The sequence below is a fragment of the Brachybacterium avium genome (assembly GCF_002216795.1).
In the GTDB taxonomy this organism is placed as follows: Bacteria; Actinomycetota; Actinomycetes; order Actinomycetales; family Dermabacteraceae; genus Brachybacterium; species Brachybacterium avium.
This window is the reverse complement of the sequence record NZ_CP022316.1, coordinates 3,052,902-3,065,710: the sequence shown is the minus strand read 5'-3', so window position 1 is coordinate 3,065,710 and position 12,809 is coordinate 3,052,902. Positions and strand designations below refer to the sequence as shown.

Below are 12,809 nucleotides of genomic sequence, written 5' to 3'. Positions count from 1 at the left end.
GGTTCCCGGTCCCGGACGAGGACGGACCCCTGCTCGCCGCGGCGAGCAGGGGTCCGTCGGATCCGAAGGCCGGCCACCGGTGGCCGGTGGATCGTTGTCAGTCGCGGGTGAGGCGACGATAGGTCACGCGGTGCGGGCGCGCCGCCTCCTCACCGAGACGCTCGACCTTGTTGGCCTGGTAGGCCTCGAAGTTGCCCTCGAACCAGTGCCAGTTCGCCGGGTTCTCCGCGGTGCCCTCGAAGGCCAGGATGTGGGTCGCGACCCGGTCCAGGAACCAGCGGTCGTGGGAGACCACCACGGCACACCCGGGGAACTCCAGCAGCGCGTTCTCGAGCGAGCCGAGGGTCTGCACGTCCAGGTCGTTGGTGGGCTCATCGAGCAGCAGCACGTTGCCGCCCTGCTTGAGGGTCAGCGCCAGGTTCAGGCGGTTGCGCTCGCCGCCGGAGAGGATTCCGGCCTTCTTCTGCTGGTCCGGGCCCTTGAAGCCGAACTGGGAGACGTAGGCGCGCGAGGGGATCTCGACCTTGCCGACCTGGATGAAGTCCAGGCCGTCGGAGACGACCTCCCAGAGGTTCTTGTCGGGGTCGATGTTCTCGCGGTTCTGGTCGACGTAGCTGAGCTTCACGCTCTGGCCGATCTTCAGCTCGCCCGCATCGAGGGACTCCAGGCCGACGATGGTCTTGAACAGCGTGGTCTTGCCGACGCCGTTGGGGCCGATGACGCCGACGATGCCGTTGGGCGGCAGGGAGAAGGAGAGGCCGTCGATGAGCACGCGCTCGCCGAAACCCTTCTTGATGTCCTTGGCGTCGATGACCTGGTTGCCCAGCCGCGGGCCCGGCGGGATGGTGATCTCCTCGAAGTCGAGCTTGCGGGTGCGCTCGGCCTCCGCGGCCATCTCCTCGTAGCGGGCCAGACGGGACTTGGACTTCGCCTGCCGGCCCTTGGCGCTGGAGCGGACCCACTCCAGCTCCTCCTTGAGGCGCTTGGCGAGCTTCTGGTCCTTCTTGCCCTGGACGTTGAGCCGCTCCTCCTTCTTCTCCAGGTAGGTGGAGTAGTTGCCCTCGTAGGGGTAGAGCTGGCCGCGGTCGACCTCAGCGATCCACTGGGCGACGTGGTCCAGGAAGTACCGGTCGTGGGTGACGGCGATGACGGCGCCCTCGTACTGCTGCAGGTGCTGCTCGAGCCAGAGCACGCTCTCGGCGTCGAGGTGGTTGGTGGGCTCGTCCAGCAGCAGCAGATCGGGCTTCTGCAGCAGCAGCTTGCACAGCGCGACGCGGCGGCGCTCACCGCCGGAGAGGTGCGTGACGGGCTCGTCGCCGGGCGGGCAGCGCAGGGCGTCCATCGCCTGCTCGAGCTGGGAGTCCAGATCCCAGCCGTTCGCGGTGTCGATGTCGGTCTGAAGCGTGCCCATCTCGGCCATCAGGGCGTCGAAGTCCGCGTCGGGCTCGGCCATCTCCTCGCCGATGGCGTTGAAGCGCTGCACCTTCTGGAACAGCTCGCCCATGCCCTCCTGGACGTTCTCCAGGACGGTCTTGGACTCGTCCAGCGGCGGCTCCTGCAGCAGGATGCCGACGCTGTAGCCGGGGCTGAGGCGCGCCTCGCCGTTGGAGGGCTGGTCGAGCCCCGCCATGATCTTGAGGATGGTCGACTTGCCGGCGCCGTTGGGGCCGACCATGCCGATCTTCGCCCCGGGTAGAAGCTCATGGACACGTCATCGAGGATGACCTTGTCGCCCACGGCCTTCCGGGCCTTGTGCATGGAGTAGATGAATTCAGCCAACTCGTGTTCCTGTTCGGGAGTGGGGGTTCCGGGGATTCTCACCGGCGCGCCGCAGAGCGGCGCCGCACGGGATACGTCACGGCTCCCGACTCTACCCGCATCCCTGCGCGGCCCGGCGCTGCGGGGCCCGGAACATGACGGGTACGACCCTCCCGGGCGCGGAGGCGGACGTGCGCGGGCGGATTCAGTCCAGGGAGATGCCGCGTTCGGCGAGGACGCGGCGCGCCATCACCGCACCGTGCTCGGTGCCCGCGGGGTGCTCATCGCCGTTGCGCGGCCACAGATGGGCGTCGATGCCGAGCGCCGCCGCGGCGTCGACGTTCGCCTGGCGATCATCGAAGAAGATGATCGCCGAGGGGATCGACACTCCCCGGTCTCGTGGGCCAGGACGTCCAGCAGCACCTCGAAGATCTCCCGACCGGGCTTGACGGCCCGCTCCTCGCCGGAGATGACGGCAAGGGTGAAGGCCTCGAACCAGTCGGCGCGGCGCACCGCGGCACCGAAGGATTCGGAGGCGTTGGACAGCAGTGCCAGGCGCACCTGGTTGCGGGCGAGGTCATGGATCAGCGAGCGCGCTGCCGGGTCCAGGCGCAGGAAGTAGCGGTCATCCGCACGCTGCACCTCGCTGATCTCATCCTCCGAGAGCTGCTCGATGCCGACGGCGCCGGCGACCGCGCCCCAGTACTCGGCCGCGCTGCTGGCGCCGCGGTCGTAGGCGCCGCGCTGCGCCCACAGGGCCTCGCCCAGCACCTCGGCATCGCCCCGAGGAGCTCGTGGACGTCGGGCACCGGATCGTGGCCGGCGCTCAGCACTCCGCCGAAGTCGAAGACGACGGTGGGTCTGGGGGGTTTACGACGACGATTCTTCTTGCTCACGGGGTGGTCACGTCCTCACAGGTCGGAAGGCCTTCGGTGCTGCCGGTGTCGGCGATGGTCTCGGTCGCGGTCAGCGCGTCCTGGAAGGTGGAGACCGCGACCACGTCGAGCTCGTCGGGGGCGTGGCCCACGACCTCGTCGCAGTTCTTGCTGGGGGCCAGGAAGTACTCGGCGCCGGTCTCCTGCGCGCCGACCATCTTCTGTCGGATCCCCCCGATGGGGCCGACGGCGCCGTCGGCGGCGATCGTGCCGGTGCCCGCGATGCGATGGCCGCCGGTCAGCGCCCCGGGGGTCAGCTCGTCATAGACGGAGAGGGAGAAGATCATCCCGGCGCTGGGGCCGCCGATGTCCCCCACTGAGATCTGGACGTCCATCGGGAACTCGTGGCCGCGCGCGAGCATCACCCCCATCTGGGGGGTGCCATCGACCATCGCCGTGGGGACCTCGAGGGTGATCTCCTCGCCGTCGCGTCGCACGGTCATCGGGATCGGCTCGCCGTCGGGGACGGCCTCGATCAGCCGCTGATACCCCTCGATGCCATCGGCGGTCCCGCCCGCGACGGAGACGATCACGTCGCCCGCCTCGAGGGTGCCCTCGGCTGCGCCGTCCGTCTGGACCCCGGCGATCATCACCACATCGCGGTACTCGATCCCGAGCTCGTCCAGGGCGACAGCGACGGCTCCCTGCTGGGAGGTGCTCATCGCTGCGGTGTTGACCAGGGTGGTCTGCTCGCGCGTCTGGTCCTCGGGGAAGACCACCTCTTTGGGCAGCACCAGCTTCGAGCGGTCGAACCAGGCGGCGACGACCTCCACGGGGGTGACGCGGTACCCGGGACCGCCGTCCACGGAGACCGTGGTCATCATCAGCTCCCCGTCGGTCGGGTGGGTCTCGGCGCCGGAGATGACCAGGATCTGCTCGTCGTCGTACTCACCGAGCACATCGATCGCCGGGCCCGGCCGCTCGATGACGTAGGGAACCGGCAGCAGCGAACCGCCCAGGATCATCAGGCACAGCACGACCAGCGAGATCAGCGCCATCGCGGGCGGGCCAGCTGCGCGTCGTCGACGGAACGGGCGAGGAACGCCCTCGCTCGGCGGGTGCGGGTGGGACGGGCGGGGGCATCGGTCACCCCGACATTGTGCCCCACCCGCCGCTGATCCCCAGGAGGGGTCGGTAGGCTGGATGCCCCACAGACTGCTGGAGGTGGCCATGAGTGATGCCCCGATCCCGGGTGGACCCGGTGACATGGACGAGGAGGCGCTGAAGCGCTTCTTGAAAGAGACCTTCGGGATGCGCTCCCCGAGGGGGCGCTGGACGGGGTGGACCTGTCGGCGCTCGCGCAGCAGGCGAACCTGCCGCAGGATCCCGCCCAGCTGCGTGCCGCCGCCGCGCAGATGCAGAACATGTTCGCCGCGCAGGGCGACAGTCCCGTGAACTGGGACATGGCCGAGGACATCGCGCGGCGCACCGCGGCCGGTCAGGCCGGGATCCCCGGGACACCCGAGCCGGCCGGGACCCCGGGCGATCCCGCGCCGACGGACGCCGCGACCTCCGAGCTGCGCCAGGCCGCGCAGGTGGCGCGACTGTGGCTCGATCCCGTGATCTCGGTCGACGTGCCCTCGACCGAGCTGGCCGTGTACAGCCGCGGGACCTGGCTGGCCCGCACCCTTCCGCGTTGGAAGCCCATCGTCGAACCGGTCGCGAAGTACATGGCCGGGGCCATCGGCGAGGCGATCTCGGCCCAGCTGGGGCAGATGGGCGAGTTCGGCGGCGCCGATATGCCGATCCCGGGCGGGGATCCTGCGGCGATGATGGAGCGCATCGGCGGGACCATGTTCGGGGTGCAGTTCGGCCACGCCATCGGCTCTCTCGCCCGGGAAGCGGCGGGCACCACGGACCTGGGCCTGCCGCTGGGCCGGGACGGCGAGCCGGCGCTGGTGGCCGCCAACGTCGAGGATCTGATCTCAGCGCATTCCCTGGACCCGGGCGCCGCCCGCATCTTCCTGGCGGCCCGCGAGATCGCTCACACCGCGCTGTTCGCCTCCACCCCGTGGCTCGGGAAGGCGCTGTTCTCCGCGATCGAGGACTTCTCCCGCGGCATCACGCTGGACCTCGACGCCCTCGATGAGATGGTGCGCGACCTGGACCTCTCGGACCCGGAGGCGATGCAGGCCCGTCGCCCCGAGGAGATGTTCGTGTTCACCCGTCGCGCCTCGCAGGAGCGTGCGCTCGAAGAGCTGGCCACCACTCTGGCGCTGATCGAGGCGTGGGTGGATCACGTCACCACCAAGGCGCTGGACGGGAAGCTCCCCGAGCTCGAGGCGATGCGCGAGGTGCTGCGGCGACGTCGCGCCTCCGGCGGTCCCGCCGAGCAGATGCTCTCGAAGACGGTCGGCATCGAGCTGCGCCCGCGCCGGGTGCGCGAGGCGCTGGCCTGGTGGGAGAGCGTGCTGGACACGGAGGGCGAGGCCGGTCGCGAGGCGAAATGGGATCACCCGGACCTGCTGCCCACCCCGGAGGTCCTCTCCGGGCGCCCGCAGGCCCCGCAGCCTGCGGCGTCCCAGACCGAGGTCGAGGATCTGGCGGACGTCGCTCTGCCGGAGGACTTCGACGCCGAGCTGGAGAAGCTGCTGTCCGGCGATGGCCAGGAGCGGGCACCGCGCGAGGACGAGCAGGGCGGTCTGCACGGATCCGGCACGGCGCACGACGACAACGACGAGAACCGCGAGGACCGCGAGGACGACGAGGACGACGAGGAGGGCGGCTCCTCGTCTCCCGGCGGTGCCGATGGGCGCTGAGCCCGCGGGCCCGGCACCCTCGCCTCCGGCCTCGGCGCTCGCGGAGCTGGAGCAGGCTGCGGCTGCGGTCTCGGGGCCGGAACTCGCCCGCGAGTACGGCGAGCTGCTGGCCGGGGACCCGCGTGTGCTGCTCCGGGAGGGCGGGCCGCGCCATCTCACCGCGAGCGCGATCGTGATCGATCTCTGTGGGGATCACGTGGCACTGGTGTGGCATCGCAAGGGCCGCTTCTGGGTGCAGCCCGGCGGTCACCTCGAGGCGGGCGAGACCAGCTTCGAGCAGGCCGCCCGCCGGGAGGTCGTCGAGGAGATCGGGATCAGCGGTCTGCAGCGGATCGGCGACGGCCCGGCGATGCTGCACCGGCATGCCCTCGATGCGGCCTTCGGCAGGTGCAGCGAGCATTGGGATGTGCAGTATCTGCTGCGCGCCCCGGCCCCGGCCGCCGAGCTGCCGCTCACGGTCAGCGAGGAGTCCGCCGAGGTGCGGTGGGTGCCCTGGCCGCTGCGCGGTGCCGGACCCGAACGCGAGAGCTCGGCGCTGCCCGAGGGGACGGTGCCCGATCTGGCGGGGACCCTCGAGGAGCTGGCGCTCTACCTCGCGCGCTGGACCTGCTGAGCCTCCGCCGGCAGCTCGCCGAGGTCAGCACCGCCGTCGACCTCCCCCTCCACCTCCGGCAGGTTCTTCGACCAGGAGACGCCGTCGAGGAATCCCTGCGCCTTCTCGGCCAGCGGATAGTTCGCCATCAGCGCTTTGAACTCCGGCCCGTGCCCCGGCACCAGCAGATGGACGAGCTCATGCATCATCACCGAGCGCACCACGTAGTCCGGCATGCCCTGGAGCTGATGGGAGAGCCGGATGGTGCCGTCGACCGGGGTGCAGGAGCCCCATCGCTGGTTCTGCCGTGAGGACCAGGTCACCGAGGTGGGATGCGCCCGCCCGCCGAGGTGCGCCTCGCTGACCTCCCGGGCCATCCGCAGCAGGGCGGCATCGCTGCGTCGTGCCGAGGGTCGACGGGCTTCCTTGGTGACCATCTGGTCGACCATCTTCGTCACCCATTGCCGCTCCTGACGGGCGCTGAACGTCGCGGGGATCGCGATCAGCAGATCGCCGTCGCGGCGGGAGATGGAGACGGTGCGGCGCCGGCGGGCGCTGCGGCGCACCAGCACCCGCTCCCCGCGAGGGCCGGTGACGTGCTCGTGCAGGACCAGATCGCTCATGGGTCACAGCCTCGCACGTGCTGCGGACAAAAAACCTTCGTCCACATCTGTGCATCGCGACGTGGCCGGTCAGAGCCCCGTGTCCAGCGGATCCCTCCGTTCCTCCACAAGGGGCGCACGCTCATCGACACCCTGTCCACAGCAGGGAGCGAGTTGTCCACAGCCGATCCCCGACCGGACTTTGACCCATCGTGTCCGCACGGGCTAAGTTTCCCTCCACGTGGGATCCCGGGATAACTAGCAGGACGCACACGGGGAAGGTGCGCGTGGTGCTGAGCGCCCCCGGGGTTCCACGGCCCTTCGAGGCCTGAGGCCGCCTTCGGGGCCTGTGATGTCGGCTCGTCGCGCGCACTTCCTCGGCTCCCTCGGAGCCTCCTGTACCCGAAGCGTGCGACGGGCCGCCCCGATCCGGCCACATCAGCGGCCCCTGATTCGTGCAGCACGTTCCCGCGCCGTTACAGTGGATCGGTCCCGGCTTCGCAGCCAGTTCCGCGCATCCGGGAATGCACATCACCGACAAGCAACGAGGAGCGGATATGGCCGACGAGACCTATGCCGGAGAGTTCTACTGCGTCAAGTGCCGTGAGAAGCGGGAGGCCGAGGGCAACGTCGTCGTCTCCAACGGTCGCCGCATGGCCAAGGCCGTGTGCCCGGAGTGCGGCACCAAGCTGAACCGGATCCTCGGCAAGGCCTGAAGCACCCCTGAGCGAGGTGCTGCCCCGCGCAGCATCGATGAAGGCCCCGGACCTCGGTCCGGGGCCTTCATCGATGCTGCGGCACCGTGGAACGGCATTCGGCGCGCCCGCCGCACCGGAGGGGTGCCGAACGCCGTTCCACAGGGGCAGGAGGCGGGCGAGCCGAGGCTCGGCCCGGGTCATGCGGCCTCCTGCTCCCGGTTCTTCCGCGGCCGGCCGCGGCCGCGCTTGACGGCGATGATGCGGCCGGCCTCGAAGATCGCGCCGCCCCAGACGCCCCAGGGCTCCGCCCGGTCGAGGGCGCCCTGTCGGCATTCCTCGATGAGCGGGCAGCCCGCGCACAGGGTCTTGGCCTGTTCGAGGTCTGCGGGGCGCTCGGAGAAGAAGAGGTCGGCGGCATCCGTGTCGTGGCACGGGAGCATGGTCGCGGAGGCATCCGCGGGGTTCAGGAAAGTTGTCAGAAGGGTACTCATCGTCTCGCTGCTTCGAAGTCCGTCGGGAGGGACCCGCCCGATGGGGCGGGGGCGCGGCGGCGGTGCCGCACCCGGAGCGAGGGAGGACCTCGTCAGCTCAGGCTGAGCACCGCAGGGGCATGGCCCCGTTCGCGCGGCAGAAGGGAGGGCGCGCCGAGGGGGCGCGGACCTGCTCCTGCGAGATTCCAGATATCGATCACTGAGGCCACCCCCTTTCGAATGCGCGCGTCCCGGTGTCCCGGTCCACGACTGCGGACGATTGACGAGTGAGACTCTACACCCGTTCGATGGACCGCGAAACTATTTTTTGACCTGCGGTTTCACTGATCCTCTGCCTCCGCGGCGAGCAGCTCGAGCAGGTCGGCACCGAAGCTCGCGAGCTTGTTGGGGCCGATCCCCGGGACCTCGAGCAGCTCCTGCTCGCTGCGCGGCGCCCGTTCGGCGACCGCGTCCAGCGCGGCGTCGGTGAGGATCGCATAGGGCGGGGTGCCGCGCAGTCGCGCCTGTTCGCGTCGCCAGGTGCGCAGCGTGGTGCGCAGCCCCTCCCCGACGGTCGACGGGCACCCCTCGTGGCGGCCCAGTCGCTGCTCCCGTGGTGCGACCAGCCCCTGCCCGCACACCCGGCATTCCGCATAGACGGTGGCGGAGCGCCGACCGGTGCGGCGCGGCCCGGCCCCGGGCGCAGTCTTCGGCGCATCGGGGTGGGCGAGGACCCCGTCGAGGAAGCGGGAGGGCTTGCGCGAGCCGCGGGCACCGGGGGTGCGAGCGGCCGACCAGCTCACGGTGAGCAGGTCGCGCGCACGGGTGAGGGCGACGTAGAACAGCCGCCGCTCCTCCTCGACCTCGGCCGGGGTCCTGGCCATCGAGATCGGCAGCAGACCGTCGCTGGCGCCGACCACGAACACCACCGGCCACTCCAGTCCCTTGGCGGCATGCACGGAGGCGAGCGTGACCCCGTCGACGACCGGGGCCGCCTGCGATTCCGCCCGCTCCTCGAGCTCGCGCACCACATCGGCCATGGTGGTGGCCGGCCTCGCGGTGATGGTGTCGGTGAGGCCCACCAGGGCGTTCAGCGAGTCCCAGCGGTCTCGGACCGCGCCGGTGGTCTCCGGGGCGGTGGGCGCCCATCCCTGCTGGGAGAGGATGTCGCGCACCGCGCGGGCCGGATCGAGCTGTTCGACCCGGGTGGCGGCGCGGAGGGAGACCATCGCCCGGCGCACCTCCTGGCGTTCGAAGAAGCGGTCACCGCCGCGCACCAGGTAGCCGATGCCGCGGAAGGTCAGCGCCTGTTCGAGGGCCTCGGACTGGCTGTTGGTGCGGAACAGGATCGCGACCTCGGAGGCCGGTCGGCCCCCGGTCACCAGGTCGGCGATCCGCTCGGCGATGCCGTCGGCCTCGGCGGGATCATCGGGGAAGGACTCGACCAGCGGGGGCGGGCCCGGCTCGCGCTGCGAGACCAGGGTCAGGCGGGTCTCGCGGGTGCGGCCCTGAGCACCGTCCAGCACGGTGTTGGCCATACGCACGATCTCCGGGGTGGAGCGGTAGTTCCGCTCGAGCCGGATGATCTGCGCACGTTTGAACTCGGAGCGGAAGTCCAGCAGGTAGGAGGCTCGGGCACCGGCGAAGGTGTAGATGGTCTGGGCGGCGTCGCCGACCACGCAGAGATCATCGGAGGTGCCCAGCCACAGCCGCAGCAGGGCGTGCTGGAGGGCGGAGACGTCCTGGTACTCGTCGACCACGAAGTGCTTGTACTGCTCCCGCACCTCTCGGGCCACATCGCCGCGCTCGGTGAGGAAGCCGACCATGTGCAGCAGGACGTCCTCGAAGTCGATCACCCCGCGCTCCTTCTTCACCTCCTCGTACTGGGTGAGGATGCGGGAGATGGAGCGGGAGTCGAATCCCGCGACGCCCGGCCGACGGGCCTGCTGTGCGGCCTCCGGGTAGGACTCGGGGGTGAGCATCGAGACCCGCGACCACTCGACCTCGGAGACGATGTCCCGCAGCGCAGCACGGTCCACGCTCAGGTGCAGCTGCTGGCAGGCCTCACCGATGCCCGCGAACTTGTTCGTCAGCAGCTCGGGCATCGGCCCGCCCACCACACGCGGCCAGAAATGGCGCAGCTGCCGCAGCGCGGCGGAGTGGAAGGTGCGGGCCTGGACCGCGGGCACGCCGAGGTCACGCAGCCGGGAGCGCATCTCGGCCGCGGCCTTGGCGGTGAAGGTCACCGCCAGCACATGGCGGGGATTCAGCTGCCCCGTCTCGACGCCGTAGGCGATCCGGTGGGTGATGGCGCGGGTCTTGCCGGTCCCGGCACCGGCGAGCACGCACATCGGGGCGCCGAAGCTGCGGGCGACCTCGCGCTGCTCGGGATCGAGCGCGGCGAGCAGGGATTCCGCATCGGTCGGTGATGGCGCGCCGCTGTCGGCGGCGGCGCGGTCGGAGGGGGCGGCTTGATCGGTCATCACCGATCATCCTGCCAGGGTGGTGCGACGCCCCGCGGACCGCTGTGGACGGCGGGTGCCGCACACCACCCCGGGGTGCCCGGTGCACCGCCCCCTGGTCTCACCGCATGGCCTCACCGCGTGGTCTCACCGCTGCGCGGAGCGGCCGAACCAGTCGTCGATCAGCGCCCGGCCCATCGAGGCCGCGCCGGGCAGCGCGATCTCCTCCGCCTCCAGGGCGGCGGCGAGCTCCTCACGGCTGAACCAGCGGGCTTCGGCGATCTCCTCCTCCTGCAGCGCGAGCTCGCCGGCGCCCGGCGCCCAGGCCCGGTAGCCGAGCATCAGCGAGCGGGGGAAGGGCCAGGGCTGGCTGCCCACGTATTCGACCTCCTCGACCGTGACCCCGACCTCCTCGGCGACCTCGCGGGCCACTGCGTTCTCGAGGCTCTCGCCCGGCTCGACGAAACCCGCCAGCACCGAGTGGAAACCGCTGGGGAAGTGCGCGTTGCGGGCCAGCAGGAGGCGATCCTGCCCGTCGCGCACCGCCATGATCACGGCGGGATCGGTGCGGGGGAACTGCTCGGTGCCGTCCTCGCGGCAGCGCAGCACCCAGCCGGCCATCTCCGGCTCCAACGCGCTGCCGCACTGCGGGCAGTGACGCATCGAACGATGCCAGGCGCCCATCGCGACGGCGGCGGCGGCGAGGTCCGCGTCGCTGTCGGCCAGCAGATCGGCGACGCGCCGGAGGTCGCGCAGATCACGGCCGGGGGCGTCCAGCTCGGGGCTGGGCTCGGCGATCTCGGCGGCGAGCACGCGGAATCCGTCACGCCGGCCCAGCAGCACCAGCGGCTGCTGGGTGCCGTCGCGGGGGTCCGCCTCCTCCAGCACCGCATGGAGGGTGCCATCACCGTCCTCGCGCAGGGTGACCGCCCCGGAGCGGGTGACCAGGTAGCGGGCGTCCTCACCGGGGGCGGCGGCCTCCGGGGCGCTGCGCTGCAGGGCGTCCCGGTCGGAGCCGAGGAGGGTGAGAGGGGTGCTGAGATGGGGACCACGGAGCTTCGCCATGGTCCGAGCCTACGCGGAGCGGGCACCCTGGCCGGGTACGGTGGACGCGTGCATCGCAACTCCTACTCCCTGGCTGCTCTTGCCGCGGCAGCGGTCCCCGGGCTGGTCCCGGCGCGGACCATGCCGATCGCCACCCCTGCCGAGGATCTCGACGTCGCCGGCATCGTGGGCGAGGACGGCAGGCGCGTGATGGTCCTCTCCCCCGGTTCGACCGCGGCCGGGGTCCGCCTCGAGCGGGATCTGAAGGTCGCCGACTCGCTCACCGGCACCTCGCTGCACAGCGTGATCCCTCCGGTGCTCGGCTTCGTGAAACTCTCCGAGGGCGGGCGCTGCGCGGTGACGGAGGCCCCGTCGGCCGGCCGCTGATGCTCGACGACCTCGCCGGCAGCCCGGAGCTGGCCCGGTCCCTGGGCCAGGTGCTGGCCCGCATCCACACCGTGCCGCGCTACGCCGCCGAGGCGGCCGGGGTGGAGACCTTCACCCCGGAGGCGATGCACGCCGCCCATCGAGGGCGGATCGACACCGTCACCGCGGCCGGGCATCTCCCCGCTGCGGTCTCCCAGCGCTGGCAGGCGCTGCTCGAGGACCAGGAGCTGTGGGACATCACCCCGCAGTTCGTGCACGGGGACCTCTCCGAAGAGAGCCTGTTCACGACCGGGCAGCAGGTCAGCGCCATCCGTGACTGGTCCTCCTCCCAGGTCGCCGATGCCGCCTCCGACCTCGCCTGGCTGATCTCCTCCCTGGATCCGGAGCGTTTCGACGACCTCTACGCCGCCTATCGCGAGGAGCTGCCGACCGCGACCCATCCGCGGCTGATGGAGCGGGCCCAGGCCCTCGGCGAGTTCGCCGTCGCGGAATGGCTCGCCCACGGCCTGGAGGTGGGCGATGAGGACATCGTCGCTGATGCCCGCGGCATGATCGCTGATCTCGATGCCGATCTCGCACAGCTCGCCCGCGACGAGGCCGAGCGGGCCTACGAGGAGATGAACGCGCGGGAGGACGGGACGGTCTGAGCCTCGCTCCCGCACACCCTCACGGGGTGAGCTCGGCGCCCCAGTAGCGCAGGGAGACCACGAGGCGGTCGCCGTCGGCGTCGGCCCACGCCCGCACCGAGTGCGGATCGCGGAGGCTCCACGGATACCGCTGCTCGGTGCGCTCCAGACCGAGCGTCTCCGCCAGCTCTCGCGGGGAGCTGTGCGGCGCGGGAGCGAGAGAGACCTCGCGCCAGCACCCGCCGGAGGCGCATTCGGTGGTGCTGCCCACGATCTCGGTGCCGGCCGGCAGATCCGGGATCCGGGACTGTGGAGGGACGGCCCCTTCGGAGGCGAAGACCCACAGGTATCCCGCCCAGACGCCATAGACGACCACTGCCGCGGTGAGGAGGACCGCGACCAGAGCGGTGCCCGCCCGCACCGCACGTCGGCCCCGAGACCGTGTCGCCATACCTTTGATCCTACGTCGGACCGCT

The 12,809-nt window shown here is 71.1% G+C and carries 12 protein-coding genes and 1 pseudogene; 5 read left to right on the top strand and 8 right to left on the bottom strand.

Annotated features, from left to right (window positions below):
* Positions 1–97 precede the first annotated feature (97 nt).
* From ettA to CFK39_RS13705, 3 genes and pseudogenes are all read right to left on the bottom strand, one after another.
* Positions 98–1,779, bottom strand: a pseudogene (gene ettA / locus CFK39_RS13715) (energy-dependent translational throttle protein EttA).
* Positions 1,780–2,007: 228 nt separating this feature from the next.
* Complete coding sequence (locus tag CFK39_RS13710) at positions 2,008–2,529, bottom strand: HAD family hydrolase (RefSeq protein WP_245822662.1); 522 nt, start codon at positions 2,527–2,529, stop codon at positions 2,008–2,010.
* Positions 2,530–2,650: 121 nt separating this feature from the next.
* A complete protein-coding gene (locus CFK39_RS13705) occupies positions 2,651–3,691 on the bottom strand; it encodes a YlbL family protein (protein ID WP_245822660.1) in 1,041 nt (346 codons plus the stop codon).
* A 282-nt stretch (positions 3,692–3,973) separates the two neighbouring features.
* Between CFK39_RS13705 and CFK39_RS13700 the strand changes: the two genes are divergently transcribed.
* Both CFK39_RS13700 and CFK39_RS13695 read left to right on the top strand, forming a co-directional pair.
* A complete protein-coding gene (locus CFK39_RS13700; protein WP_245822658.1) occupies positions 3,974–5,452 on the top strand; it encodes a zinc-dependent metalloprotease in 1,479 nt (492 codons plus the stop codon).
* Positions 5,442–6,065, top strand: coding sequence for an NUDIX hydrolase (locus CFK39_RS13695; protein WP_089065926.1), 624 nt, complete (start codon positions 5,442–5,444; stop codon positions 6,063–6,065). The genes CFK39_RS13700 and CFK39_RS13695 overlap by 11 nt, the downstream gene beginning before the upstream one ends.
* Here CFK39_RS13695 and CFK39_RS13690 read toward each other — a convergent pair.
* Positions 6,041–6,667, bottom strand: coding sequence for a M48 metallopeptidase family protein (locus CFK39_RS13690; RefSeq protein WP_089065925.1), 627 nt, complete (start codon positions 6,665–6,667; stop codon positions 6,041–6,043). The two genes, CFK39_RS13695 and CFK39_RS13690, sit on opposite strands and share 25 nt — an antisense overlap.
* Before the next feature lie 536 nt (positions 6,668–7,203).
* Here CFK39_RS13690 and CFK39_RS16450 point away from each other — a divergent pair.
* A complete protein-coding gene (locus tag CFK39_RS16450; RefSeq protein ID WP_010551122.1) occupies positions 7,204–7,362 on the top strand; it encodes a DUF5679 domain-containing protein in 159 nt (52 codons plus the stop codon).
* Positions 7,363–7,541: 179 nt separating this feature from the next.
* On the opposite strand, the gene CFK39_RS13680 is transcribed toward CFK39_RS16450, so the two are convergent.
* The 3 genes from CFK39_RS13680 to nudC form a co-directional block, all read right to left on the bottom strand.
* Positions 7,542–7,835 carry a WhiB family transcriptional regulator gene (locus tag CFK39_RS13680; RefSeq protein ID WP_089065924.1) on the bottom strand — a complete coding sequence of 98 codons (294 nt, stop codon included), beginning with the start codon at positions 7,833–7,835 and terminating at the stop codon, positions 7,542–7,544.
* Between the two features lie 320 nt (positions 7,836–8,155).
* Positions 8,156–10,297 (bottom strand): ATP-dependent DNA helicase UvrD2, encoded by a 2,142-nt coding sequence (locus tag CFK39_RS13675; RefSeq protein WP_089065923.1) that lies wholly within the window; start codon positions 10,295–10,297, stop codon positions 8,156–8,158.
* Between the two features lie 126 nt (positions 10,298–10,423).
* Positions 10,424–11,341 carry an NAD(+) diphosphatase gene (nudC, locus tag CFK39_RS13670; RefSeq protein ID WP_089065922.1) on the bottom strand — a complete coding sequence of 306 codons (918 nt, stop codon included), beginning with the start codon at positions 11,339–11,341 and terminating at the stop codon, positions 10,424–10,426.
* Positions 11,342–11,389: 48 nt separating this feature from the next.
* Here nudC and CFK39_RS17025 point away from each other — a divergent pair, with 48 nt between their 5' ends.
* Together CFK39_RS17025 and CFK39_RS13665 are read left to right on the top strand one after the other, a co-directional pair.
* The gene (locus CFK39_RS17025) at positions 11,390–11,707 is read left to right on the top strand and encodes a hypothetical protein (protein WP_245822656.1); all 318 of its coding nucleotides are present in this window, start codon (positions 11,390–11,392) and stop codon (positions 11,705–11,707) included.
* Positions 11,707–12,354, top strand: coding sequence for a phosphotransferase (locus CFK39_RS13665; RefSeq protein WP_245822655.1), 648 nt, complete (start codon positions 11,707–11,709; stop codon positions 12,352–12,354). Before CFK39_RS17025 ends, CFK39_RS13665 begins: the two co-directional genes overlap by 1 nt.
* Positions 12,355–12,373: 19 nt before the next feature.
* Here the strand turns inward: CFK39_RS13665 and CFK39_RS13660 are convergent, their stop codons facing one another.
* Positions 12,374–12,784 (bottom strand): hypothetical protein, encoded by a 411-nt coding sequence (locus tag CFK39_RS13660; protein ID WP_089065921.1) that lies wholly within the window; start codon positions 12,782–12,784, stop codon positions 12,374–12,376.
* Between the last annotated feature and the right edge of the window lie 25 nt (positions 12,785–12,809).

Excerpts from the sequence above, each read along its gene's own strand:
- nudC (WP_089065922.1), bottom strand. The coding sequence starts at position 11,341 with ATGGCGAAGCTCCGTGGTCCCCATCTCAGCACCCCTCTCACCCTCCTC.
- CFK39_RS13660 (WP_089065921.1), bottom strand. The coding sequence starts at position 12,784 with ATGGCGACACGGTCTCGGGGCCGACGTGCGGTGCGGGCGGGCACCGCT.
- CFK39_RS13665 (WP_245822655.1), top strand. The coding sequence starts at position 11,707 with ATGCTCGACGACCTCGCCGGCAGCCCGGAGCTGGCCCGGTCCCTGGGC.
- CFK39_RS13675 (WP_089065923.1), bottom strand. The coding sequence starts at position 10,297 with ATGACCGATCAAGCCGCCCCCTCCGACCGCGCCGCCGCCGACAGCGGC.
- CFK39_RS13695 (WP_089065926.1), top strand. The coding sequence starts at position 5,442 with ATGGGCGCTGAGCCCGCGGGCCCGGCACCCTCGCCTCCGGCCTCGGCG.
- CFK39_RS13690 (WP_089065925.1), bottom strand. The coding sequence starts at position 6,667 with ATGAGCGATCTGGTCCTGCACGAGCACGTCACCGGCCCTCGCGGGGAG.
- CFK39_RS13705 (WP_245822660.1), bottom strand. The coding sequence starts at position 3,691 with ATGGCGCTGATCTCGCTGGTCGTGCTGTGCCTGATGATCCTGGGCGGT.
- CFK39_RS13680 (WP_089065924.1), bottom strand. The coding sequence starts at position 7,835 with ATGAGTACCCTTCTGACAACTTTCCTGAACCCCGCGGATGCCTCCGCG.
- CFK39_RS16450 (WP_010551122.1), top strand. The coding sequence starts at position 7,204 with ATGGCCGACGAGACCTATGCCGGAGAGTTCTACTGCGTCAAGTGCCGT.